16 protein-coding genes are annotated in these 25,123 nt (G+C 49.0%); 11 read left to right on the forward strand and 5 right to left on the reverse strand.

From position 1 onward, the window contains the following. Positions 1 to 572 precede the first annotated feature (572 nt). The 4 genes from I6E38_RS10170 (at position 573) to I6E38_RS10185 (ending at position 7,963) form a co-directional block, all read left to right on the forward strand. On the forward strand, positions 573 to 3,722 hold the full coding sequence (locus I6E38_RS10170) for a SusC/RagA family TonB-linked outer membrane protein (RefSeq protein ID WP_235393891.1): 3,150 nt from the start codon (positions 573 to 575) through the stop codon (positions 3,720 to 3,722). A gap of 24 nt (positions 3,723 to 3,746) precedes the next feature. After that, a complete protein-coding gene (locus I6E38_RS10175; RefSeq protein WP_235393892.1) occupies positions 3,747 to 5,315 on the forward strand; it encodes a RagB/SusD family nutrient uptake outer membrane protein in 1,569 nt (522 codons plus the stop codon). A 33-nt stretch (positions 5,316 to 5,348) separates the two neighbouring features. Next, positions 5,349 to 6,191: a hypothetical protein gene (locus tag I6E38_RS10180; RefSeq protein WP_235393893.1), complete on the forward strand. Its 843-nt coding sequence runs from the start codon at positions 5,349 to 5,351 to the stop codon at positions 6,189 to 6,191. 107 nt (positions 6,192 to 6,298) lie between these two features. Next, complete coding sequence (locus I6E38_RS10185; RefSeq protein WP_235393894.1) at positions 6,299 to 7,963, forward strand: thiol protease/hemagglutinin PrtT; 1,665 nt, start codon at positions 6,299 to 6,301, stop codon at positions 7,961 to 7,963. 80 nt (positions 7,964 to 8,043) lie between these two features. Here the strand turns inward: I6E38_RS10185 and I6E38_RS10190 are convergent, their stop codons facing one another. Next, a complete protein-coding gene (locus tag I6E38_RS10190; RefSeq protein ID WP_235393895.1) occupies positions 8,044 to 9,315 on the reverse strand; it encodes an ATP-binding protein in 1,272 nt (423 codons plus the stop codon). Positions 9,316 to 9,550: 235 nt separating this feature from the next. Beyond that, positions 9,551 to 10,987: an AAA family ATPase gene (locus tag I6E38_RS10195; RefSeq protein ID WP_235393896.1), complete on the reverse strand. Its 1,437-nt coding sequence runs from the start codon at positions 10,985 to 10,987 to the stop codon at positions 9,551 to 9,553. A 362-nt stretch (positions 10,988 to 11,349) separates the two neighbouring features. Between I6E38_RS10195 and I6E38_RS10200 the strand changes: the two genes are divergently transcribed. The 4 genes from I6E38_RS10200 to I6E38_RS10215 all read left to right on the forward strand — a co-directional run bounded on the left by I6E38_RS10200 (position 11,350) and on the right by I6E38_RS10215 (position 15,384). Beyond that, positions 11,350 to 13,158, forward strand: coding sequence for an AMP-dependent synthetase/ligase (locus I6E38_RS10200; RefSeq protein ID WP_235393897.1), 1,809 nt, complete (start codon positions 11,350 to 11,352; stop codon positions 13,156 to 13,158). 276 nt (positions 13,159 to 13,434) lie between these two features. Continuing rightward, the gene (gene prfB, locus I6E38_RS10205; RefSeq protein ID WP_235393898.1) at positions 13,435 to 14,553 is read left to right on the forward strand and encodes a peptide chain release factor 2; all 1,119 of its coding nucleotides are present in this window, start codon (positions 13,435 to 13,437) and stop codon (positions 14,551 to 14,553) included. A 174-nt stretch (positions 14,554 to 14,727) separates the two neighbouring features. Then, positions 14,728 to 14,868 (forward strand): hypothetical protein, encoded by a 141-nt coding sequence (locus I6E38_RS10210; RefSeq protein WP_235393899.1) that lies wholly within the window; start codon positions 14,728 to 14,730, stop codon positions 14,866 to 14,868. Between the two features lie 27 nt (positions 14,869 to 14,895). Further along, positions 14,896 to 15,384: a CYTH domain-containing protein gene (locus I6E38_RS10215; RefSeq protein WP_235393900.1), complete on the forward strand. Its 489-nt coding sequence runs from the start codon at positions 14,896 to 14,898 to the stop codon at positions 15,382 to 15,384. A 43-nt stretch (positions 15,385 to 15,427) separates the two neighbouring features. Here the strand turns inward: I6E38_RS10215 and I6E38_RS10220 are convergent, their stop codons facing one another. Then, positions 15,428 to 16,480, reverse strand: a complete 1,053-nt coding sequence (locus I6E38_RS10220) for a porin (RefSeq protein WP_235393901.1) — start codon at positions 16,478 to 16,480, stop codon at positions 15,428 to 15,430. Positions 16,481 to 16,715: 235 nt separating this feature from the next. Between I6E38_RS10220 and I6E38_RS10225 the strand changes: the two genes are divergently transcribed. From I6E38_RS10225 to I6E38_RS10235, 3 genes are all read left to right on the forward strand, one after another. After that, a complete protein-coding gene (locus tag I6E38_RS10225) occupies positions 16,716 to 17,573 on the forward strand; it encodes a leucine-rich repeat domain-containing protein (protein WP_235393902.1) in 858 nt (285 codons plus the stop codon). 172 nt (positions 17,574 to 17,745) lie between these two features. Further along, complete coding sequence (locus I6E38_RS10230; RefSeq protein WP_235393903.1) at positions 17,746 to 19,785, forward strand: RNA degradosome polyphosphate kinase; 2,040 nt, start codon at positions 17,746 to 17,748, stop codon at positions 19,783 to 19,785. Then, positions 19,782 to 20,666, forward strand: coding sequence for a Ppx/GppA phosphatase family protein (locus I6E38_RS10235; protein WP_235393904.1), 885 nt, complete (start codon positions 19,782 to 19,784; stop codon positions 20,664 to 20,666). The genes I6E38_RS10230 and I6E38_RS10235 overlap by 4 nt, the downstream gene beginning before the upstream one ends. A 222-nt stretch (positions 20,667 to 20,888) precedes the next feature. Here the strand turns inward: I6E38_RS10235 and I6E38_RS10240 are convergent, their stop codons facing one another. Both I6E38_RS10240 and I6E38_RS10245 read right to left on the reverse strand, forming a co-directional pair. Continuing rightward, positions 20,889 to 22,493 (reverse strand): carboxylesterase/lipase family protein, encoded by a 1,605-nt coding sequence (locus I6E38_RS10240; RefSeq protein WP_235393905.1) that lies wholly within the window; start codon positions 22,491 to 22,493, stop codon positions 20,889 to 20,891. A 50-nt stretch (positions 22,494 to 22,543) separates the two neighbouring features. After that, positions 22,544 to 24,460 carry an endonuclease/exonuclease/phosphatase family protein gene (locus I6E38_RS10245; protein WP_235393906.1) on the reverse strand — a complete coding sequence of 639 codons (1,917 nt, stop codon included), beginning with the start codon at positions 24,458 to 24,460 and terminating at the stop codon, positions 22,544 to 22,546. Positions 24,461 to 25,123 lie beyond the last annotated feature (663 nt).

The following is a 25,123-nucleotide window of genomic DNA, read 5'->3' on the forward strand; positions in this document are numbered from 1 at the left end:
ATAGATGATGCCAGCTTTATTTTTATCATAATATAAATATTTTTTTTCTATCTATGCATTTAACGGAAGAACCCTAAAAACTTGCACAATAATCAATATTTATGCCATTTTATTTCATTTTCAGCTTTCGTTCTGTCTGCGTGTTCGTGCACAATAATCACAAAAGCTAAGTTACGACGGCTTTTTAAAAATCTTTTGTAATAAAAATGCAACAAAACCGAACATTTTGTAGTAAAACATTTGCAACTGTGAAAAATAATAGTTAATTTTGCAAACGTATTTTAATATCTAAAAATATTAACAAATTCATAGTGGGCTTAACCCCACATAGGAAAACATAAAAGCAATAAGCAATTACTTCGACAAAAATAGGCTGACAATTACATGTTGTCTACACCTATTATATATATAGACGCAAAACGCAATAACATTACGCTCAACGTTGCAACTGTGTATGGATGATGTCTCCACCTCCCGGCAAGAGGTAGCGAGGTTCGCGTTATATCCGTCACAGACATAAAGCTCGACAAAAAAACAATTAATTATATTATTCACCAAAAGAGAGAGATTTTATGGAAAAAAGAATCATGACTTTTGTAGCCTGCCTTTTCCTGAGCATAGGAATGGCACTGGCTCAATCTCGCATTTCCGGTAAGGTCACCTCAGCCGAAGACGGGCACCCCGTTGTTGGTGCCACAGTTAAGGTTGTAGGTCAGAAGAATACCGGTACTGTGACAGACGTTGATGGTAATTTTACTCTTAATGTTCCTGCTGGCGCAAAAATTGAAATTTCATACATTGGCATGCTCAGCAAGACTGTGAAGGCCGGAAACAACATGAACATCTTGTTGGAGTCTGACCAGCAGAACCTCGACGAGGTTATGGTTGTGGCTTACGGTACACAGAAGAAGAGCTCATTTACTGGTTCGGCAGCATCGGTTGACAGCAAAAAGCTTGCTAACCGTCCTGTAGCCAACGTGACAAAGGCTCTTGATGGCCAGGTGGCTGGTGTTACTGTGACATCAGGTAGCGGTCAGCCAGGTAGCGGTTCGTCAATGGTAATCCGTGGTTTTGGCTCTATCAACGCTTCTAACTCACCTCTTTATGTAGTAGACGGTATTCCTTACGACGGCAGCATTTCAAGTATCAACCCGTCGGATATTGAGCAGATCACAGTGCTCAAGGACGCTTCCGCAAGTGCTCTTTATGGTGCACGTGGTGCCAATGGTGTAGTTATGATTACCACTAAGCGTGGTGAGGCTGGCAAGGTGAACGTAAAGTTTGAGAATACTGTAGGTTGGTCGTCACGCGCTCTTCCTAAGTACGAGACAGTCAGCCAGAAGGAGTATGTACAGCTTTCATACGAGGCTCTGCGCAACAACTACGAGTTTGGGAACGGTATGGATCACGCTGCTGCAGTAGCACAGGCTCGCGCCGACCTCGGTGGCAAGCTTGGTGGCGAGATGTACAACCCGTTCAAGAACTATTCATTTGCCGATATTATTGACCCGACTACAGAGCAGGTACGTTCTGACGCACAGTCGGCATGGAACGAAGACTGGATGGACATGCTCCTTAACAATTCTGCTCCACGTCATGAGCACAAGCTCTCGATAAGCGGTGGTACAGATCGTACACAGTTCCTTATTTCTCTTGGCTACCTCAACGAAGAGGGTATCTTAAAGAACACTGAATTCCAGCGCTACACTGGCCGTGCCAATGTAGACACCAAGGTGAACGACTGGTTCAAGGCAGGTTTGAACACCTCATTGGCTTATACCAAGAGCAATTACAACCAGTATGTATCTAGCAGTTCCGCTCAATCTAACGTTTTCTATACAGCACAGTTCATCTCGCCTCTGTATCCTATGTATATCAAGGATGCTCAGGGCAAGGACGTGCTTGATGCAGCTGGCAATCGTCAGTTTGACTATGGTGAGGGCGGCCGTCCTTCATTGGAAGACTTCAACCCGCTCGCAGGTCTGTATGCTGACCGCTCGTACACAGACAGCGACAATGCCAGCGTCCGTACTTATTTGACATTCGGTGGCGACAAGGACTCATTCGGTTGGGCAAAGGGATTGAAGTTCACTATGAATTTCGGTGCCGACTATGTATCAAGCGATGGTACTGAGATGATGAACAAGTATCATGGCAACCAGGCTACTTCAGGCGGTTTGCTTCAGAAGGGCCATACACGCATGATGAGCTACACATTCAACCAGCTCCTCACATGGGGACGTTCGTTCGGTTCGCACAGCGTTGACGCACTTCTCGGTCATGAGTTCTACGACCGCCAGTATCGCTCGCTCAGTGCAGGCAAGCAGAACATCGTTGACGGCATTGACGAGCTCGACCCTGCTGCTACACTCTATTCTGCAGGTTCTTACTCTACAGAGTATGCTGTTGAGTCATGGTTTGGCCGTGCCAACTACAACTACGACGACAAGTACTACTTCTCGGCTTCGTTCCGTCGCGATGGTTCTTCACGATTCTACAAGGACAACCGTTGGGGTTCATTCTGGTCAGTCGGTGGCAACTGGCGTGTAAGCAAGGAGAAGTTCATGCAGGACATCAAGTGGATTGACAACCTCTCATTGAAGGCTTCTTACGGTGAGCAGGGTAACGATGCCCTCGGTAGCTACTACCTCTGGCAGAACCTCTATGCTCTCGGTTACAACAACGGCAACAACATCGGTGCTGTAGTATCAACACTCGAGAACAAGAATATCTCTTGGGAGAAGAGCGGCAACCTGAACATCGGTATTGAAGGTGCTTTGCTAAATCGTCTCATCGACTTCAGCATTGAGTACTACAACCGCAAGACTACCGACATGCTCCTCAACTACCCGATGGCTACATCAACCGGTTTCAACGGCTACGATGCCAACGTGGGTAACATACGCAACTCAGGTTTTGAGATGATGGTAGGTGTTACTCCTATCAAGACCGAGAATGTACAGTGGCGTGTTCAGTGGATGGGTTCTACTATCCGCAACCGCGTGCTCAAGCTCACTCAGGAGTCAAACCAGATTATGAATGGTCCGTGCATCATCAAGGAGGGCTGGGAGCTTAACACATTCTATCTGCCGAAGTCGGCTGGTGTAGACCCGTTGACAGGTGCTCCTCTGTATTACGCTTACGAGGACATGGACGACAAGGGCAATGTGACAGGCGAGTACATCACAACTGATTACAGCAAGGCCACTACATCTAAGTATTTCCAGGGTAGCCGTCTGCCTGATCTCTATGGTAGCATCTCTACAACATTGAACCTCTTCAACTGTGTTGACCTCAGCATCATGAGCACATACTCTATCGGTGGCAAGATGCTCGACTATATGTATCAAGGCTCAATGGAGAATATGTATTACAACAACACATGGCACAAGAATGCTATGCGTCGTTGGCAGAAGCCGGGCGACATTACAGATGTTCCTCGTATTGAGATTGCTGGCGAAGGTAGATCTCTTATGACTGACCGCAACCTCGTGAATGCATCTTACTTTGCTATCAAGAACATCACATTGGGCTACACACTTCCGAGAAGTATTACAAGCAAGATTGGTCTCTCTGGCGTACGTCTTTATGGTACAGCCGAGAACCTTGCACTCTGGACACACCTCAAGGGTATGGATCCTCAGGCAAGCTTCACCGGAACCAACGACTATACCTATACGCCTAACAAGTCGTACACAATAGGTCTTGAGATTAATTTCTAATCAACATTTTAAAAGCAAGAAAACATGAACAAGTTTCTGAAATATACATTCGTCGGATGTCTGGCATTGGGATTGGCTACTTCGTGTAGCGACGACCAACTCGAGACAACACCTACACAGGATATAGCCGGTACTGCAATGGAAGGCAGCGCATCCAATGCTATGATTTCACTGAACGGTATCTACCGTCTGCTCTATACAGCGGGATGGTCTGTATCTGCTAATGGACATCAGGCCTCGGCACTCTCACTCCACAATCTATATGCTGACGTAGAGGGCGACGACTGCATCATGAACGCCATGGGTAGCGGCTGGTTCTGGTATGATGCAGCTTACAACACCAAGTCGCTCATTGGTACCAACTTCCGTGCATACGACCTCTGGAGTGGCTACTATACATTGTTACAGAACGCCAACTACATCATCAAGAATGATGCCTCTATGGACCAGAACGATACCGACATGAAGTTCGTAATGGGTCAGGCTTACGGTATTCGTGCTTTCTCTTACTTTATGCTTGCACAGAACTTTGCACGCACATATAAGGGACACGAATCTGATCCTTGCGTCCCTGTCTATACCGAGCCTACAGAGGCTGGCACACAGGGCAAGCCGCGCGCTACTGTAGCTGAGGTGTACGAGCAGATTGTTGCCGACATCAACAAGGCTGTTGAATATCTTGAGGCGAGCCAGAACACAACCATTGCCAAGAGCAATGAGCAGATGGGTCTGTACACAGCCCTCGGCATCAAAGCACGTATTGCCCTCACCATGGAGGACTGGGATACAGCAGCCAAGGCTGCCGAGACTGTAATCAACAGTGGCAAGTACACTATCCAGGATATCGATGCCTCGACATTCGTATACAATGGCAAGAACTTCTGCAATACAGCCTCAAGCAAGAACGTGATTTGGGGTGCTGCCATCAATGCCGAGCAGGCAGGTGTGTATGCAAGTTTCTTCACCCATATGGATGCCGACCAAGGCAAGTACGGAAAAACAGCTCGCAAGCAGATCAACAAGGAACTCTACAATAAGATGTCGGCTACCGACACACGTCGTTGCTGGTGGAATCCCCAGGATCCGGAAAACAAAGAAGGCGGTTATCAGCAGGAGAAGTTCAAGTTCTCTAATGGTGCATCATGGCTTGGTGACTACGTATGGATGCGTATAGAGGAGATGTACCTCACAGCAGCCGAGGCTGAGTGTATGAAGGGCAATGACGCTCAGGCACGCCAGTATCTCCTTACATATATGTCGCACCGCGATCCTAAGTACACTACCGACAAGACCGGTACTGCCATGGGTAAGCTTACATCAGATGCAACCGGTTCGCTCCGTGAGGAGATTATCAAGCAGCGCCGTATTGAGCTTTGGGGCGAGTACGGACGTATCTACGACATCCGTCGTCTGCGTCAGGGATTCCGTCGTACAGCAGAGCAGGGCTGGCCTAAGGAATTGTTGCTCAGCAATCGTCCTACCGACAATCCTGAGAGCTACATGTGGGTACAGCCAATTCCTCAGAAGGAGTTTGACGGCAACGCAAGCCTTGATCAGAAGACCGACCAGAACCCGCTTGGCGACCTTCAATAATATAGTTTAATCATTTAAACGATTCATACAATTATGAAACAGATAAAGTATTTTGTAATGGCTCTGTTCGCTGTGTTGGCAATGGCATCATGCAATACCGACCTCGAAGGACCCATATACACTCCGACTGTAGAGAACATCTCGATGGCGCAGGAAACTCAGAGTTATACGACAAATGAGACGCAAATTGACATTCCTGTCCACTTCCTCAGAGCCAACAAGAAGGGTGAGTATACTGTACATTATACGCTTGAGTCAACTAAGCCGGGAGTATTCTCTGATACCAACAATGGCGTTGTAACATTCGCCGACGGCGAGGCCGACAAGACCGTTGTGTTCCATGCCAGCAACCTTGAGGCAGGTGTGAAGTATCAGGCTACTGTCACTCTCAGCGACGCTGACGTAGAGCAGGCTGACACCATCACCAACAGTGCCAACTTCTCAACTACTATCGTTGTAATGCGCGAGTATCTCTGGGAGGATGCTGGTACAGCCAAGTTCACCGACTTTACCTTCTCTGAAGATGAGAACCTTGGTGCAACAGTTGAGGGCGTAAAAGTGGAGCATGCTGTGGCAAGCGATGTTAATCTCTACAGACTTGTAGCTCCTTATTATACATTGTACGGTGACATTGGCAAGGCAGACATTCAGTTCTATCTCGATGCCGACGGCAATGCACTGACACTCGGTCCTGCAGGTATGTATGACGTACTTAAGGACACTGGCTATGCTCTGTATTGGGATCCTGTAAATTATGCATCATACTGCGTTTTCTCAAACAATGGCAACAAATTCCATGTAGAATTCCCATTGGCTCAACCGTCTACAGGAAAGCTGTTCCTTGGTGGCTTATTTGAGTTCGAATGGAATCGTTAATCAAGCGATAAGTAATTTTTTATAAACATTATATTAAAATGGCGAAGTTCGTTTTAGAAACTTCGCCATTTTCTCTTCTAACACCAACTTTTCAACTATATAATTTCATGAAACACTTTATCGCACTTATCGTACTTGCATCGCTGGTCGTTGGTTCGGCTTATGCTGACACTCGCTCAGACAAAGAGATGCTTGACATCGCACGCAACGCATTCGCACATCCGACCTCTGCCGATAACAATATCAAGCGACAGGCGGTAAGACATGTCGACATTCAGAAACTGATGTCTTCGTCCGAATTCAATGTGTATGGCAGCAAGAGCGAAGGATTTGTCATAGTTTCGCGCGACGACAACTTCGCCCCAGTACTCGGCTATTCGTCAAGCGAATTCGACGCCAACAAGATACCATGTGGATTGAAATGGTGGATGAACGCCACCGATGCGAGCCTCGCCAATATGCGTGCAGAAGGCAAGTCATTTCAGAAGACTGCCACACGAGCTGCTGAAGGCGATTATCTACTCCAAAGCACGTGGGGACAGACTGGGGTTTTCGCCGACAAGACACCCGGCAAGTGTCCGTCGGGATGCGTGGCTACGGCTATGTCGCAGATAATGTACTATTACAAGTATCCTGCATCTGCCAGTTTCGACGGCTCGTACAAATATGGTGGCACTTTTGAAGAATATCCAGTCAAGTCTACCTACAATTGGGGCAGAATGATAAACAGCTACACTGGCAATTATAATGTTTTACAGAAGAACGCTGTGTCCACCTTATTGCGCGATGCCGGTTATGCCACTGCCATGCAATACGGCTCAAACGGAAGTGGCACCTACGACTATCTGGCTGCCAGGGCTTTCGGACACGCCTTTCAGTACGACTCGCTTTCTGTAAATTACTATTCACGCACATTCTATTCGGACGACGAATGGATGGCGATAATCAAATCGTCGATAGAGGCAAAGACACCTGTCTTCTACGGCGGAGCTACAGACGCCAATGAAGGCCATGCTTTTGTACTGGATGGCATCAACGCTGATGGTATGGTGCATGTCAACTGGGGCTGGGATGGCGAAGCCAACGGATGGTTCTATATCGACCATCTTGGTTCGGCAGCCTATGGCGAGTACAACAACAGCCAGGACATGATATGTGGTATGCGTGCCACGTCTGCAAGCGAGCAAGGAGCCGAAAACAAGTCGCAATGGGGTGTCATGGAACTAAGCCTGTCTGTCAATTCTGACGGGACATTGCACAACAGCAAGTTTTATATGTACAACTTGTCGCAGCGCGACTTCAAGGGCAACACCTATTTGGTACTTGAAAACACTACTACTCACAAGACATATTCTTCACTCATTACATCGGAGAAGGATTTTGGGGCTGTAGGATGTCTGAATGGTGTAAGCTTGAAAGAGGGCGACTATCTGCTTGAAGATTTCGAACTGCCCGCAGGAGATTACGAGATGTACTTCGTGTCACAATCGGACAGTGAGTCGAAGCAGGTGCGTTTTCGCAAGGAAGGAGGCGAGGCTGTGTATCCTCTCACAATAAGTGCCGATGGCAAGGTGTCGGGTTCGTATCCTACCACTGGCATCGCCACAGTCGAAACAAATGGTAAACTATCAGGCAATACAATTGACGTGTATAATCTTCAGGGACAGAAAGTGCTGCATACCAAGTCAAGTGGTTTCAATACTGATGCTCTGAAACCTGGCAGTGTATATATAGTCCGTAGTGGCGGACAGTCAAAGAAAATAATAAAGTAACATAAAGAAAGCGTATATTCCTACCACGCGATAGGTAAGGAATATACGCTTTCTTTTTTTTATTACTGTTTGGATGAGGCTTAATCCTTCAGGCATCCTATTGGCACTACATACACACCGTCCTTGCGTTGGTAGGCAAAATCGCCGGCAGCAGTAAGAATCATGAGAAACGAGGGAGTCTTCATCTTGTCAGTATCGATTCTTGATGACAGCGTCTTAAGATTTTCAGCGCCTTCTTCAATAAGTTTGTCGCCACCGAGTTTTACTTCTATCAATCCATACTTGCCGTTGCGCAGATGTATCACGGCATCGCATTCAAGTCCTGTCTTGTCGCGGAAATGGAACACTTGGCCGTCGAGCGCTTCAGCATATACACGCAGGTCTCTCACGCATAACGTCTCGAAAAACAGCCCCATTGTATTAAGGTCTTGCAGCAAGTCGTCAGGTCCGAGTCCAAGAGAAGCTGTGCCGATTGACGGGTCGATAAAATATCTTGTGCTTGCTGTGCGTATGGCAGACTTCGACCGTAGATTGGGGTTCCACGCTTCAGAATCCTCTATGACAAATATTTTGCGCAATGCTTCTATATACGAACTGATGGTTTTCTCGCTTACTGTTTTGTCACCATTGGCTGACAAATCGGCTACGATAGTCCCGATAGTAGCTTGCGCACCTTGATGGCGTGCATATGAGCGCATCAAGAGTTTGGCTGTTGTAGCGCTTCGCTTTACACCGTCCACACGCGATATGTCTTTCTTTACTACGGCATCAACATAATCGTAGGCTTGGGCGAGAGCTGCCTTTTTCTCCAGTCCGCATGCAAACGGCCATCCGCCACGGCATATCAAATATGCAATGTCTGAAATATCAAGTTTGCAAGTTTCTGCAATGGGTCCACCATTGTCAAATAGGTGGCGCAAGCTGACCTTGCCCGACGATTCGCCTGACTCAAACAGAGTCATTGGGCGCATTGTAAGCCAACTGAATCTGCCTGTGCCGGAATGGTGCATGTCTTCCTCGCTTGCTGGAACGGCTGACCCAGTCACAATAAATTGCCCTACGTCGTGCCTATGGTCAATTTCAAAACGCATGCTGTCCCATAATTTAGGGGCAAGTTGCCATTCGTCAATAAGTCGCGGAGTATCACCGCTAAGCAATAATGAAGGGTCAAGTTCAGCCATACGCAGGTTGCTCTGAAGCGTTGTGGGATTGTCCATATACAATATGCTCTTAGCATGTTGTTCGGCTGTTGTGGTCTTTCCGCACCACTTCGGTCCTTCTATCAGTACAGCACCTTTTGAGGCGAGCTTGTCTGCTAATATTTTGTCTGCTATTCTGCTTCTGTATTCCATTGTGTTACAATTAATAAGTTCGTATGCAAATGTACAAATAAAAAATCGTATTTCCGCAGTTGGCGCGATTTTATTTCCGCAGTTGGCGCGTTTTCACTTCCGCAGTTGGCACGATTTCACTTCCGCAGTTGGCGTTTTTTTGTTATGGTTGCTTACGCAGGCTACGGCGAGGACGCCATAGCCTCCTACGGTTTGCTGTTCAAAATCACACCACTACAACATCTCAACACATATGCTATACAAACAATTCGTCGGCAGTGACAACTGAAGTAAAGATGTCGGAATATTCATTATGTACAAGTTCCGTACTACCTATATATGTAAGGTGGAACGTTAGCGAGGGATATTTCTCTTCAAGATATTGCAGACGGGCAGCAAGTGTCTGGGCATAGGATTTTGTCACGGCAAATGGCATGCGATAGAACTTCATCTCACAAACATTTACCACATCGTCGGCACGTTCTATAAGCAGGTCTATCTGCATACCGCCTTGTTCGCCGTCTCGGACAGTGTAAGCCGATTCGTTGGTTGATACACCGCCGATGTTCAATGCATTCTTGATTTGTGAAATATGTCGTAGGCAAACTTCCTCGAATGCAATGCCCCGCCATGCCGATATTTCACTTTCCTTGACATGGCATTGCCAATAATCAGGCTGCGTAATGCGCTTGCTCTCCTTGAAATGCAACCAGAACCAACAGAAGGAATCAATAAGTTTGTAATGCTCGTCGCGCGATGAAGCTCCAAAGGGAACGTACTTCACAACAAAGTCGCTACCAACAAGTGCCTTTAACATTTTGGTCAGGTCGCCATTAGAGCTAAGTCCGGTTTTCTGCACAATCTCTTTTCGGGTGTATCCTGAATGGCGCGTGCCCAACAGACGCACTATCTTCATACAGTCATCGGCATTGTCGAATATGGAATTGAACAGTCGGTCGAACTCGTCGCCCAACTTGGCGTTGCGTTCAAAAAACAGTGAATCGATGTTCTGCGGCAGACTATAGGCAGCATTGAACATGTTCAAGTAGAACGGAATACCGCCCAATGCCATATAAGCTTGCAGCACATTGTATTTTGACATCTTTATGCCACGGCACTTGAAAAACTCGTCGCACTCCTTCAGTGTGAATGGCGACAATTTCATCTCGCCTGTAAGTCGTCCATACAGTCCACCCTTATTGTTTATTATGTTGTCGAGCATCCATGATGTTGCTGAGCCGCACACCACAAGAAGCAGATTGTGACGGGTGTTGCCCCAACCGTTCCAGAAGGCTTCGAGTGCTGTCAGGAATCCCGAACGCACAGTGTCCATCCATGGCAATTCGTCGATGAATACCACTTGGCGTGTGCCATTGTCGCTGGTCTCCAGAAAGCGTTCGAGCATAAAGAATGCCTCCATCCACGACCGTGGTGGTTGAGCATTCTCCATACCATGACGTAGGAGCGAGAAATAGAAGTTCTGCAACTGGCTTTTCAAGGAAGTCTTACGATGACGGTCGTATGGCGACAATCCCGTGTGATGAAACACCATATTGTCATGGAACACCTCATCCACAAGAAATGTCTTGCCCACACGGCGGCGGCCATAAACGGCAACAAATTCCGCACGCCCACTGTTGTAGTAGCGTCGCAATTCGGCTATTTCCTTTTTGCGTCCTATAATCTCACACATAGTATTCTTATTTTGTTGATATTGCAAATATAACAAAACATCCCCAAATCGCATAACAAAAATGCGTTTATTCCGCCACGAATGGTTTAAAACAACCACATGGAGCGGAATAAACATCATTTTAACTCAAATTTAACAGTTTGCTGCTACAGCTTGCAATTCCCTTACGCAGGCTACGGCGAGGACGCCATAGCCTCCTATATATTTCCGTAGTTGACACTAATCTACTTACTCTGTTGGCGTTGGCAGTAAAAACAATCATCTTTTTTTCGTTATTTGTTTTGCCTTTTGCCTTTTTTAGCGTATTTTTGCATATTCATATATGTGGTAATGTCAATCCGCCACATTAAAAACCTAAGATTATGCAAACAAGATGTCATCTTTCTGTTCTCGCCTTGAAGCAGGCTGAGAAGTATGGCGACCGTGCTGCCTTCACCTACAAGGACTTTGGAGGTACGGCATGGAAGCAGATGAGCTACAACCGCTTTGCCCAGTTGGTGAAGCAAGCATCCAACGCATTGCTCAACCTCGGCGCCAAGCCGCAGGACGCTATCGGTGTGTTCTCGCAGAATACCATACAGTATCTCATCACCGACTTCGGAGCCTATGGTGTGCGCGTGATTTCCATCCCGTTCTACGCCACCGCTTCCGAACAGCAGATACAATACATGATAAACGATGCCGGCATACGCTTCCTCTTCGTAGGCGAACAGGAGCAGTATGACAAGGCTCACCGTATATTCGCTCTGTGCCACACGCTGGAGCGCATCATCATATTCGACCGCTCGGTACGCATATCCACTCACGACCCTGCCGCCCTCTACTTCGACGACTTTCTGAAGCTCGGCGAGGGACTGCCTCGACAGAGCGAGGTGGAGCAACTATACGCACAGGCCAACAACGACGACCTCTGCAACATACTATACACGTCGGGCACAACGGGCGAGTCGAAGGGCGTAATGCTCACCTACGGACAGTATGAGGCAGCATTGAAGGCCAACGACGAGGTGGTGCCTCTCAAGGAGAGCGACCGCGTCATCCAGTTCCTGCCCATAACGCACATCTTCGAGCGCGGATGGTCTTACCTTGCATTCTCCGAAGGATGCCACATCATCATCAATACCAATCCGCACGACATCCAGCAGTCAATGCGTGAGACTCATCCTACATGTATGTCGAGCGTGCCACGATTCTGGGAGAAGGTGTATCAGGCAGTGCTTGACAAGATCGACCGTTCGAGCGCAGCCAAGCAACGTCTCTTCCGTCACGCCCTTGAGGTAGGCCGCCGCTACAACATCGACTGCAAGAGCCGCTGCAAGCGTCCGTCGCCTCTGTTGGCTATGGAATATAAGCTCATCGACAAGATGATACTGCGCATTGTGCGCAAGCAGATAGGATTGGAGGACGCACATATCTTCCCGACAGCTGGAGCTACCGTTTCGCCAGCAGTAGAGCGCTTCGTCCATTCGGTAGGCATCAATATGGTTGTGGGCTACGGCCTTACAGAGAGTCTTGCCACCGTTAGTTGCGACCGCGAGAACATGCCGTTCACCATCGGTTCGGTAGGTCGTCCTATCAACGGATTGCAGGTGAAGATAGGCGACAACGACGAGATATTGCTCAAGGGTTCCACCATCACACCGGGCTACTACAAGCGTGACGCTGTCAATAAGGAGGCGTTCACCGAAGACGGATTCTTCCGCACGGGCGATGCCGGATATATCAAGAACGGCGAGCTGTTCCTGACCGACCGCATCAAGGACCTCTTCAAGACATCCAACGGCAAGTATATCGCTCCGCAGATGATAGAGTCGCTGCTGCTCGTAGACAAGTTCATCGATCAGGTGGTAGTGATAGCCAACGAGCGCAAGTTTGTGTCGGCACTCATCGTGCCCGAGTTCCGCCTCGTAGAGGAGTGGGCCAAGGACCACGGCATAGCATTCGAGAGCCGCGAGGACCTGTGTGCCAACGCCAAGGTGAACAAGATGATGATGGACCGCATACAGACTCTGCAGCAGCAGCTGGCGCACTATGAGCAGATAAAGCGATTCACGCTCATCGCCCACCACTTCTCTATGGAGTCGGGCGAGCTGACCAATACGCTCAAGATACGCCGACCGGTGATTTACAAGAACTTCAAGGAAGTGATAGACAAAATGTACGAAGAATGAGTATAGCGAATTTTGAGTTTTGAATTTTGAGTTTTGAATTGGTCGGCTACGCCGATTAGGAGTTTTGAGTTTTGAGTTTTGAATGTTGAATGTTGAATTGGTCGGCTACGCCGATTAGGAATTATTCAATTTTGAATTGTTCAACTCAAAATTCATAAATTCACAATCGCAGGCGTAAGCCGAGAATAATTCAAAACTCAAAACTCAAAATTCAAAATTCAAAATTGCCGCAAGGCAACAATTCAAAACTCAAAACTCAAAATTCAAAACTCATAAATGATAACAGCCGACCAATTGAAGGATTTGCTTGAGCGTGCCGACGCGCTCAATCACTATCTCAACATAGACCAGAAGAAAGTAGAATACGAAGAAGAACAGCTGCGCACACAGGCACCCGACTTTTGGGAAGACCCCAAGCGTGCCGAGGAGCAGATGAAGAAGGTGAAGGGTCTCGAAAAGTGGATTAAGGGATATGAGCAGGTGCGACGTCTTGCCGACGAGACACAGCTCGCCTTCGACTACCACAAGGAGCAGCTCGTTACCGAAGAGGAGGTTGACGCCGACTATGCCAACGCTATCAAGGCGATAGAAGACCTCGAACTGATGAACATGCTGCGCCAGAAGGAAGACCCTATGGACTGCGTGATGAAGATAAACTCAGGCGCCGGCGGCACCGAGAGCCAGGACTGGGCACAGATGCTCATGCGTATGTATATGCGTTGGGCTGAGGCTCACGGCTACAAGGTTACGATAAGCAACCTGCAGGAAGGCGACGAGGCTGGAATCAAGAGCGTGACAATGGAGATTGAGGGTGGCGAGTATGCCTACGGCTACCTGAAGAGCGAGAACGGTGTGCACCGTCTGGTGCGTGTCTCGCCATTCAATGCCCAGGGCAAGCGCATGACATCGTTTGCGTCGGTGTTCGTGTCGCCGCTCGTCGACGATACCATTGAGGTGTATGTCGACCCGTCGAAGGTGAGCTGGGACCTCTTCCGCTCGGGCGGAGCAGGTGGTCAGAACGTGAATAAGGTGGAGACGGGTGTACGTCTGCGCTATCAGTATACCGACCCCGACACCGGAGAGGAAGAGGAAATCCTCATCGAAAACACTGAGAGCCGCAAACAGCTCGAAAACCGCAACAACGCCATGCGATTGCTCAAGTCGCAACTCTACGACCGTGCCATGAAGAAACGACTTGAGGCGCAAGCCAAGATCGAAGCGGGCAAGAAGAAGATAGAGTGGGGCAGCCAGATTCGCTCGTACGTGTTTGACGACCGCCGAGTGAAAGACCACCGCACCAACTATCAGACCACCGACGTGGACGGCGTGATGGACGGAAAAATCGACGGATTCATCAAAGCATATCTAATGGAATTCCCAGTGGTCGAAGCGTAGCCTGAGGAGTTTTGAATTTTGAATTTTGAATTGGTCGGCTATGCCGATTTTGAATTGTTCAATTTTGAATTGGTTGGACAATAACTCAAAATTCAATAACTCAAAACTCACAATCGCAGGCGAAGCCGAGAATAATTCAAAATTCAAAAATCAAAACTCAAAATTTATATTACTATGAGCCAGAACAGTAAAATCAGAAAACAGCGCTACGCTAAGGAACAGGAGCGTAAGGGCAAGAAAGTAGTGGAATACATCCTTTGGGCATTCATCATATTGGCTGTGGCATTCATGATTTGGACCACAATGAATGTTTAATACAAACACACTATTCAAAACAAAACAATGAGTGGACTGGAAATAGAACGTAAGTTCCTTATACGAAAAGGCGGCTCCTGGAAGGAAGCCGCCTTTTCTTCAAGCCATATCAAGCAGGGCTACATGCCTTGCGAGTCGGCTACGGTGCGTGTGCGTACCCGCGACGATCGTTCGTGGCTCACTATCAAGAGCCATAGCAATCGTGCCGGACTGTCGCGCTATGAGTTTGAAAAAGAAATCAGCAACGACGAGGCGCAGCATCTCTTCGAACTGTGCCGCGGTGGTGTCATCGACAAGCGTCGCTGGCTGGTGAAGAGTCCCGACGGACAGCATACGTTCGAGGTGGACGAGTTCTACGGCGACAACGCCGGTCTGGTGGTTGCCGAGGTGGAACTTTCGTCGGAAGACGAGCCGTTCGGCAAGCCCGACTTTATAGGTGAGGAAGTGACTGGCGACCGCCGCTACTACAACTCACAACTCCTCGTCAATCCCTATTGCCGTTGGCGGGAGGAGTAGAGCCATATATATTAAGTATAGGAGCAAAAAAAATGACGAGATTCTAAAATCTCGTCATTACTTCTACAACAAACTTATCCTTCTCTGATGTGTGCGGTATGCCACCATCTTTATAGAAATACTTCTCATAGTTGAAACGAATGTCGCTAACGAACGGTTTCTTGAGGCTCAGTGTCACGCCACCAGTGAGTCGTGAGCGCTGCGAATCGTTGACGATGAGCGTTCCGCTCTTGTCTGCCTTGCCGTTGAGGTAGCGTGTACCGTCGCTGTGGTCGCTCATATAGTCGTAGCGCAGCAGTGGGGTGACGTAGCGAATGAGTCCCTTGCCCGACGGGATGTCGTAGCTGATGAACGAGTCGAAGGCATGAACAGCCTTGAAGGCATCGTGAGCGTAGTGCTTGTACAGATACTCCGCCTCTACGTGCCAACCCTTAGCGTGCCAGTAAGCACCGGCATCGTACATCATAACATTGACGTGGTCGGGCTTTATCTTTTGTGTGCTCAGCGTCAGATTGAATCCGCCCGGCAGGAACATCTGAGCCTTAGCCGAGAAGTTGATGCTCTTGGTCCAGAAGTCTTTCTGATTGGTAAGACCTGAACCGTTGAACAATCCTGCCTCCAATATGATAGGAAATCCTGCATTTAACGAATATCCTAATGCTGCACCCACGTCGCGCACATTGCCCACTTGTTTGGCAATGAACGAGCGGTTGGCGAAGTATTGCTGGTGGGGCGAACGGTGGGCGTCGATGGTGAATGGCACACGCATCTGTCCGATAGTGAACTGCAATCCCTGCATCGGCTTCAGTCGGGTGTAAGCATCGAGCATCTTTATCTTGCCTTCGTCGCAAAGGTCGATTTCTGCCTTATAAGATATAATAGGCGACAGGTTGCCGTCGACGCTGATACGGGCGTTGCGCACCTCAAAACGTCCTTCGTTCTCGCTGGTCTGATATTCGTATTTAGAGCGTATGGTACCGTGAATGTTCACCAGTGTGGCCTTGTCGGCATCGTTCTTCTCGGATGTTGCTGTCTGTTGTGCTGAGGCAGTGACTGCGGCAAGGCACAGCAGAGCCGATGTAATTGCTGTTCTCATCTTATTTTGTCATGTATTGTTTTTACGTCGGCAAAATTACTTATACCTTATTTTCGAGGCGTGTCGAATGTGTTACGATTGTGTTACAGGCAGAAATAAGCGGCTTTTTAAGGGCTGTTTGTTCTGTAATATCATTGTAACACTATCGTAATCCATGCGTCATTGTTTTTAAATTTCTAACTACTAATTTTGCAACCAGATAACAATTATAGCAGCACGCTAACATTTATATATAATGAAAGAGAAGAAGAAGGAATTATTAGGTGCGCTTAAGAAGCGACTTGATGGTAATGACGTAGTTGAAAATCAAGTTATTAAACTCGCATTAAAGAAACTGGACGGAGCACGTGACGACGGCTGGGGAGTATATTACTCCAAGAGTGGCCGCCGTCTTGTAGCCGCTAAGAAGACCATCGAGGGTGCCTATGCCGTAAAGGATGAAACACAGGAGATATGCGACAACGCCTTTTGGGGTTGTGCCTATCTGCGCAGTGTAGCCATGCCAGCCACGGTGACACGCATTGGCGATGAGGCTTTCGCCCGTTGTCTGTCGCTCGAATCAGTATGTGTGCCTACCTCGGTTGAGGAGATGGGCAAGAATCCTTTTGTAGGTCTTGACAGCAAGGTGGTCAACTGCCAGTCGACAGCGTTTGTTGTCGATGCCAAGATACTGTACAACGCCGACCGTACTCGTCTCATCTCGTGCATGACCGATGCTTCGATGATAATCGTTCCGAAGACCGTCAGCACTATCGGCAGCCTCGCCTTCACACGCCGCAGTAAGTTGAAGAAAGTGCAATTGCCCGACGGACTTGACCGCATTGGTCGTGACGCCTTCAGCGATTGCGGTGCTCTCGAAGAGATAGTTATCCCTGCTTCGGTAATGACAATCGACCCTTACGCTTTCGCTGGCTGCGACCGCCTGCGCAAAGTTACCTTCCTCGGCACTCCGAAGCGTCTGGCACGCACGGCATTCAGCGATTGCGACAATCTGCTTTCGGTTATTGTGCCCGACGGTGAGCAGAAAGCGTTCCGCAAACTGCTGCATGTCACCGAAGATAGTGACATGCTGGTGTTGGGAAATGAGCAGTAGCCCTACCCCCAGCCCCTCCCCCGTAGGGAGGGGAGCGATATGCTTTTCAACTCACAACTTTGTAACAGATATAATAAAACTTTAATTCCCTATTTTCAATCCCCACGTTACATTTCACTCCCCTCCCTGCGGGGGAGGGGCCGGGGGTAGGGCTTTTAGCCTTATTTACATTATGAAAAAGCAAACAACCTACATAGATCGCGACGTGAGTTGGATGTACTTCAACCACCGCATTCTGCAAGAAGCCGAGAAGCAGCAGGTGCCCCTGCTCGAACGTCTTTCGTTTCTTGGTATCTACAGCAACAATCTTGATGAGTTCTTCCGTGTGCGTGTAGCCTCGCTCAATCGCTTGGCTGACAGCGAAAGCCTGCCCGACAAGCACCGCAAGGAGTTCAAGCGCACGCTCAAGACCATCAACCGGCTCAACGAGGAGTATTCGTCAGAATACACCAAAGTGATAAAGAGCGTGTTCGCCGAACTTGAGGAACACCACATCCGACTGCTCAAGGAGACCCAGCTCAACGATGAGCAGAAGCAATTCCTCAAGCGTCTGTACTACGACAAGCTCAACGGCTCGACCAATCCCATCTGGCTCTCAGCCATCGACGACCTCAACACGCTTGAGGACAACCGCATATACCTTGTCGTAAAGAAGACCCACACCGACTCGGAACGTAAGGTGAAGTATGCCGTCATCAAGGTTCCCGACCGCGTGTACGGCCGCTTCATACGCCTGCCGCAGAGCGACGGCTTCGACAACATCATGTATCTCGACGACGTGATACGCTTCTGTCTGCCGCTGATATTCATCGGCACCAAGCCGTCGACGTACGAAGCCTACTCGTTTAAATTCACCAAGGATGCCGAAATGGAGGTTGACAACGATGCCGACTACGGCGCTATGGAGAAGATAGCGCTCGGAGTGAGTTCGCGAAAGCGTGGCGAACCAATCCGCGTGATATACGACAAGGACATGCCGCGCGACATGCAGAAGCGCGTTTTCGACCGTCTTAACGTGCGCGAACTTGACACTTCGCTCGCAGGCGGACGCTATCAGAACCACCGCGACCTCATGTCGTTCCCCGACTGCGGTCACAACGAACTGAAATACGAGAAGTGGCAGCCTGTGATGAAGCCCGAATTCCTCGCCGAGGAGTCGCTCTTCGAGCAGATACGCAAGAAAGATCGCTTCATACACGTGCCCTACAACTCGTTCGACGCATACATCCGACTGCTGCGCGAGGCTGCCCTGCGCCCCAGCGTCAAGGAGATAAAGACCACACTCTATCGTCTTGCCAAGGACTCGAAGGTGGTGAAGGCGCTCATCTGTGCCGCACGCAACGGCAAGAAGGTTACGGCTGTGGTCGAACTGATGGCGCGATTCGACGAGGAGAGCAACATCAAGTGGAGCAAGCGAATGCAGGAAGAGGGTGTCAACGTAATCTTCGGCGTCGAAGGACTCAAGATTCACAGCAAACTGCTGTACATCAAAACCACCAAGGGCGACATAGCCTGCGTGGGCACCGGCAACTTCCACGAGGGCAACGCACGTGTATATACCGACTATCTGATGATGACCGCCCGCCAGGGCATAGTCAGCGAGGTGGCCAAGGTGTTCGACTTTATCGACCGCCCGTTCTCGCCGATGCGCTTCCGCGAACTGCTCGTGTCGCCAAACTCAATGAAGTCGCGCATACTGCGACTCTTCGACAACGAGATAAAGAATGCGCAGGAGGGTCGTCCGGCTTGGGTCAAGATAAAGATAAACCACATAACCGACCCCGATGTCGTAAACAAGATGTACGCCGCATCGCGTGCCGGAGTGCGCATCGACGCCCTTGTACGCGGCAACTGTTCGCTCGTGCCGGGCATAGAGGGCGTGAGCGACAACATACGCATTGTCGGTATCATCGACCGTTATCTTGAACATTCACGCATACTTATATTCTGCAACAACGACAAGCCACGCTACTTCATCGGCTCTGCCGACTGGATGCCGCGCAATCTCGTCAACCGTATCGAGGTGCTCACACCTGTCTACGACGACGAAATGAAGCGCGACCTCATGCGAACCGTCGACTACGGACTGCGCGACACTACCAACGGACGCATCGTAGACGGCCGTGGCACCAACGAAATACAACCCGTGAAGGAAGGTGTTGAGCCGTTCCGTTCGCAGGAAGAACTGCACATCGAATACAACAAGATATGAACATCGCCGCTATAGACATAGGCTCCAACGGAGCCCGACTGCTCATAAAGAGTTTCGACGACAACGCACCAGAGTCGTCACGTATACGCAAACTGCTCTTCATCCGCATCCCCTTGCGACTGGGCAAGGACGTGTTTGCGCTCGGCAAGATTTCGAAGGAGCGCCAGCGCATGATGCTGCACATGATGAAGGGATTCAACGAGTTTATGCAACTGTACAATGTGGAGCACTTCCGCGCCTGCGCCACGTCGGCAATGCGCGATGCCGAGAACGGCAAGAAGGTGATGCGACGTATCGAGAAGGCCACGGGCATCAGTCTGGAGATAATACCCGGAGCCGAGGAGGCGCAGCTGCTGTGCAACAACCTCGTAGAGAACACCGCCAGCACCGAAGGCAATTTCGCCTACGTCGACGTAGGTGGAGGTTCCACCGAAATCTCCTTGCTCCACGACGGTATATTGGCAGAGAGTCACTCGTTCAACGTGGGCACCCTGCGCATGCTTGCCGGAGCCGTGACTCAGGAAGAACGCAACGCCATGTGCCGCATGCTCGAGAAGTATGCCGAGGAGTTTCCCGGCACAAGAATCATCGGTTCGGGTGGCAACATCAACCGTCTCTTCAAGCTGTCGCACGCCAAGGGCGACTCGCGCACGCTGCCCGTAGACACGCTCAAGCAGCTCTATGCCGAGCTGGCACCGCTCTCCATCGAGGAGCGCATGCAGCAATACAAACTCAAGGACGACCGTGCCGATGTGATAATACCCGCTGCCGAGATATTCCTTCTTGTGGCACGGTCGCTCAAGTGCAACGAAATTCTCGTGCCCAACATCTCGCTTGCCGACTCCATTGTAGACGGCATATACAAGAAGAATAAAGAGTAGAGAATCCAAAAAAATAGAGTGATACGACATCTTATAGAATACCCAACTGTAGGAGGTTATGGCGTCCTCGCCATAACCTGAGCAAGCAACGGTGTAAAACAAGAACAACATTATCCGATCTAAATTAACGATCGATAATGTTGTTCTTGTATTATAGCTAATGGTAAAGGTTCAGCAATAAATCAGAATAATCAAACTTTTGCAAAAATAATGCGTCAATTATTACTTCCAGAATAATTTGTCCATAATCTCGTAGCGCTTCTCCATATTCGCGTCTTCCTTTACGTATGTGTTTACATCGATTTGAAGAACGGGGGCGATGGATTTGCCGCTTGTGGTAGGCCAGTCAACGAGTCCGAGACCATTGGGGTTGCCTGTCTTCACGAAGTTGACGTAGTAGTTGCTGAAAATGTCAGATATTACGTAGTCTTCAGGTTGCCAATCGTACACACGATTGGTAGAAAGTGTGCCCATGGCATACTCTATGTCGGCTGAGTGTACGGCGCCGAGAGCACGCGGAGCGGCTGGAGTGTCAGCTGTCTTTTCCTGAACTCCACCTGCAAGACCTGCCACCTTGTCCTTCAATACCATGTCGGGACGTGGATGGCAGTAGCGATAACGATATACGGGCTGACCGCCTGTGAGCTTGTGCATGTTGCCCCATTTCCATGTAGAGTAGTCGAGGAATATATCGCCTGCAAGATTGTTGCCCGGCTGTCCCATAACGTCAGCGTCGGTGTTGAGGCCATAGAGCTTGAAGAGTTCGTCGGTAGCATCGCCGAAAGTTGCTTTTACCGCACTCTTCATATTTTCCACCGTTGGAGCCTTTCCGTAGAGAACGGACAGGGCGTTCATCTCCTGGTTATTGCCACCGATGAGCAATGGCACCTTGGTCTGCTCGCCATCGGCAAACACATCATAAGGCTGTTTTGTCCAGAAGTATCCGTCGATATTGTACGTGGGTATGTTCTTCACTTTAGCCTTCTTCATCAGTTCCTCGGCAGATAGGGCACGCAGGTCCTTGATGTCCTTGCAGCCAATAATCTTAGTTATTTCCAAGCCCTTGGTCTCAGCCTCCTTAAGAGTGGCAACCTTCTTCATACCGATCACCGAACCGCTCGAACCCATAGCCTGAGCGAACAGTCCCTTGCACAAAGGCGATGCCATAAGCGAGCTTACCGACATTGAACCAGCCGACTCACCTACAATAGTGATGCGCTCAGGGTCGCCTCCAAAGGCTGCGATGTTGTCCTTTATCCATTTGATGGCAGCCACCTGGTCAAGGAAACCGTAGTTGCCCGAGCCTTTGTAGGATGTCTCCTTCGAGAGCTGCGGATGTGCGAAGAATCCGAAAATGCCTTCGCGATAGTTGGCTGTAACGGAGATGATGCCCTTACGAGCCATTGCGTCGCCAGCGTAGCGTGGCTCGCTGCCACTGCCAGCCATAAGTCCGCCGCCGTTGAAGTAGATAAGTACCGGAAGGTGCTCGTTCATCTTCTTGGCAGGAGTCCAGATGTTAAGATAGAGGCAATCTTCGCTCATCTCCTTCGTGCCGAAGTTCATGTCGCCGAAGATATTCTCCTGCATAGGGTTGGGTCCGAATTCCTTTGCTTGGCGTACGCCTTGCCATTTCTCTACTGGCTGTGGAGCCTTCCAACGAAGATCGCCTACTGGAGGCGCAGCAAATGGTACGCCCTTGAATGTCTTTATGCCCGACTCGTTGACACCTTCGAGTGTGCCTTGAGCGACGTTTACTCTTGTCGGTTGTTGTGCGAACAATACTCCAGTGAGCAATGTAAGCATGAATGTCAGAAATGATTTTCTCATACGTATAATGATTTAGAGTTTTTATTAATGTCCTTTCTCTGTTATCGGTTCTATTCGTTCAGAGTCCAGCGTGTGTCGGGATTGTCGGACAATACACGCATGCTGAGCTTGCCGCCTCGGCAGCTAAGTACAGCCACTGTGGCATCCGTCTTGTTGTATCCGCCTCCTACATATACGGGATACTGGCATCCGTCAACGCCCTTGGGATAGAACTTGGCTTGATGGGTGTGTGCTGCCAGCGCCACATCGAACGGTGCACGGCTGAGCATGGGCCCCCACAGTTCGGTGCAGGGACGGTAGGTGTCGGTGTTGCCGAATACAGGTATATGGCTGATGAGCACGTGATTGCGTGCCGACTTGAACTCACGGCTCGACAACTCCTTCTTTATAAACTCCGCTTGGTCGTGTCTTAGCTGCGTAAAGTCGTTGAGGCCGCCATATACTGGCGTTGAGTCGGGCTTGTCTTCGCCAAGGTCGAGTAGCATGAATCGGGTGTTGCCACGTGTAAATGCGCTGTAGGTCCTGTCGTTGTAGTAGCCTATCTGGTGGTGCATTCCAGCCGAGTAGAAGTTGCGTATCTCATGATTTCCACGTAGGAAGATTACGGGTTTCTCAGCACCGTTTACCTCATCAGCCAGACTGTGTATCATGCTTATGGCATGCTCGCGGTTGCGCGGTTCGGGCAGACAGTCGCCGTTGAATATCACAAAGTCGTAGTCGATGCCCTTGGCAAGCTGCTTAAGGTGGGCAAGAGTCTCGCCGTGTTCGTGCAGGTCGTTGAAGACGAGGCACGTGAAGTCTTCGTCCTTAAGGGCAGGAGTGCGGAACGAGTAGAACGGAGTGCGCAGCGTGTCGGCACCGAAGTGGTTGGAGTAGGCTCCCTTATACAATATTTCCATTGCACACACGCGATAGTAGTAGCGTGTGCCGGGCTTCAGATTGTCGAGCTTGATGTTGTTCTCGATGTCGTAGCACACCTCTTGGCCGTCGAGTATGGTACGTGCGCGCTGCGTATGCTGTGTGTCGGTGCCATATTCTATCCAGCAGTGGCACACGCTGTTGGTCTGGAACATCACATTCATTGAAGTCGGGGTGGCAAGCTGTAGATAAGGTTGCGTCGTAAGCAGCTTGTCGATGGGGGTAGGCAGCACAATGTCGGCAAAGATAGGGCGGTGGTCGGAGGCGAGAGTGTTCACTACTTCAGAGTGAAGCGTCACGGCAGGCTCGCCAACGTATGGCCTATACTGCTCCCAACCTTTCTCGGCAGGTCCCGGTCGGCGTACATCGCCATAGCTCTTGTACACGGCAATGTAGTCGAGACACTCCCGTGGGTTGTCGGCAGGCCACGATTTGCCCTTGTTGTTGCATATATGGAAGCTTTTCTGAAACTTTTTTATGAATGGCGAATCGGGCTGGGCGTTAAGGTCGCCGGCTATGATGAATGGTTTGCTGTATTTCTTTGCAATATTCTCAATTATGCTTATCGAAGCCATAAGGTCGGCTTCGGTCAGTGAGAGGTGGGTTGCAGCAAATACGTAGTCGTCAAATTCTGCCACGAGCAGTGTACGTGCCTCCTCACGTCCGGGTAATGCGTGCTGTTCGGTTCTTATAGGACGCTTGCGCGAGAGTATGCCAATGCCGTATTTGCCACCGTCGAAACTTATGGCAGGAGCATACGAAGCATAGTAGCGCATGTGGTCGGCTATCTCGCCAAGCGAGTAGGTGTTATTGGTTCGGCGTGTCATGCTGTCAACCTCCTGTACGGCAACTACGTCAGGATTGATATTCTCCAGTACACCGGCTATACGCTTGTAGTCTAGTTTCTGGTCCATACCCACACCATGCTGTATGTTGTAGGAAGCAATGCGCAGCTGGCGTGGCAACTTGGATGTGCAGGTCTGTGCTTGCGAAGGAATGGCTGTAGTAATTGCTGCGGGCAGCAGAAGCGAGAGCAATAAATGCTTCAATTGAGTGATAGTTTTGTTTTTAGAGATCATTTTTTTGTATTAAAATTATGGTTTTCGAAAGGCAAAGTTCGTGATAAAAAACGATAACAGCAAGAAAATATGACATATTGCGTTAATTCGTTTGAGGGCCATGATTGAATCTCTCTCATAGTTTCTTAATGTTTATATATATTATATAATGTGTACGCCCACATTTTAGAGTCATAGATGTAAAGTAATGTTAAAGGTGTGATAAAATTGAGCATTTTTACTGCGAAAGTTTTGGAGATAACAGAAAAAGTACTACCTTTGCATCCGCTTTCGAGAACGAACGAAACTTCAAGCAAAACGAGATTGAAAAGAGTTCGAGGAAAGCGAATAAAGAAAGAGTTCTTTGAAAAGATTTACATAAGACAGATAAAGTAGTACAAGAAGCGAGAATGATGAAACACTCATTCTTGGGTAGAAGAAAAACGAACCGTCAAGTTTGTTTGACTTTAGACTCTAATTTGGAAGCTCGTTCTGAAACAGATACAAACAATAAGCAATATTTCACTAAAGCTTAGTAAGGCCTAGTAAGGCTTAGCAAGGCTCAGTCGAAAACTTGCCTAGTAAAAGATATTTTACAATGTAGAGTTTGATCCTGGCTCAGGATGAACGCTAGCTACAGGCTTAACACATGCA

Origin of the sequence: Leyella stercorea (assembly GCF_021531355.1) — a bacterium.
GTDB lineage: Bacteria > Bacteroidota > Bacteroidia > Bacteroidales > Bacteroidaceae > Prevotella.

What these genes read in the sequence shown, in the direction of transcription:
- I6E38_RS10240 (WP_235393905.1), bottom strand. Translation starts at nt 22,493, where the DNA reads ATGAGAAAATCATTTCTGACATTCATGCTTACATTGCTCACTGGAGTA.
- I6E38_RS10170 (WP_235393891.1), top strand. Translation starts at nt 573, where the DNA reads ATGGAAAAAAGAATCATGACTTTTGTAGCCTGCCTTTTCCTGAGCATA.
- I6E38_RS10210 (WP_235393899.1), top strand. Translation starts at nt 14,728, where the DNA reads ATGAGCCAGAACAGTAAAATCAGAAAACAGCGCTACGCTAAGGAACAG.
- I6E38_RS10185 (WP_235393894.1), top strand. Translation starts at nt 6,299, where the DNA reads ATGAAACACTTTATCGCACTTATCGTACTTGCATCGCTGGTCGTTGGT.
- I6E38_RS10220 (WP_235393901.1), bottom strand. Translation starts at nt 16,480, where the DNA reads ATGAGAACAGCAATTACATCGGCTCTGCTGTGCCTTGCCGCAGTCACT.
- I6E38_RS10230 (WP_235393903.1), top strand. Translation starts at nt 17,746, where the DNA reads ATGAAAAAGCAAACAACCTACATAGATCGCGACGTGAGTTGGATGTAC.
- I6E38_RS10225 (WP_235393902.1), top strand. Translation starts at nt 16,716, where the DNA reads ATGAAAGAGAAGAAGAAGGAATTATTAGGTGCGCTTAAGAAGCGACTT.
- I6E38_RS10180 (WP_235393893.1), top strand. Translation starts at nt 5,349, where the DNA reads ATGAAACAGATAAAGTATTTTGTAATGGCTCTGTTCGCTGTGTTGGCA.
- I6E38_RS10215 (WP_235393900.1), top strand. Translation starts at nt 14,896, where the DNA reads ATGAGTGGACTGGAAATAGAACGTAAGTTCCTTATACGAAAAGGCGGC.
- I6E38_RS10200 (WP_235393897.1), top strand. Translation starts at nt 11,350, where the DNA reads ATGCAAACAAGATGTCATCTTTCTGTTCTCGCCTTGAAGCAGGCTGAG.
- I6E38_RS10190 (WP_235393895.1), bottom strand. Translation starts at nt 9,315, where the DNA reads ATGGAATACAGAAGCAGAATAGCAGACAAAATATTAGCAGACAAGCTC.
- prfB (WP_235393898.1), top strand. Translation starts at nt 13,435, where the DNA reads ATGATAACAGCCGACCAATTGAAGGATTTGCTTGAGCGTGCCGACGCG.
- I6E38_RS10175 (WP_235393892.1), top strand. Translation starts at nt 3,747, where the DNA reads ATGAACAAGTTTCTGAAATATACATTCGTCGGATGTCTGGCATTGGGA.
- I6E38_RS10235 (WP_235393904.1), top strand. Translation starts at nt 19,782, where the DNA reads ATGAACATCGCCGCTATAGACATAGGCTCCAACGGAGCCCGACTGCTC.
- I6E38_RS10195 (WP_235393896.1), bottom strand. Translation starts at nt 10,987, where the DNA reads ATGTGTGAGATTATAGGACGCAAAAAGGAAATAGCCGAATTGCGACGC.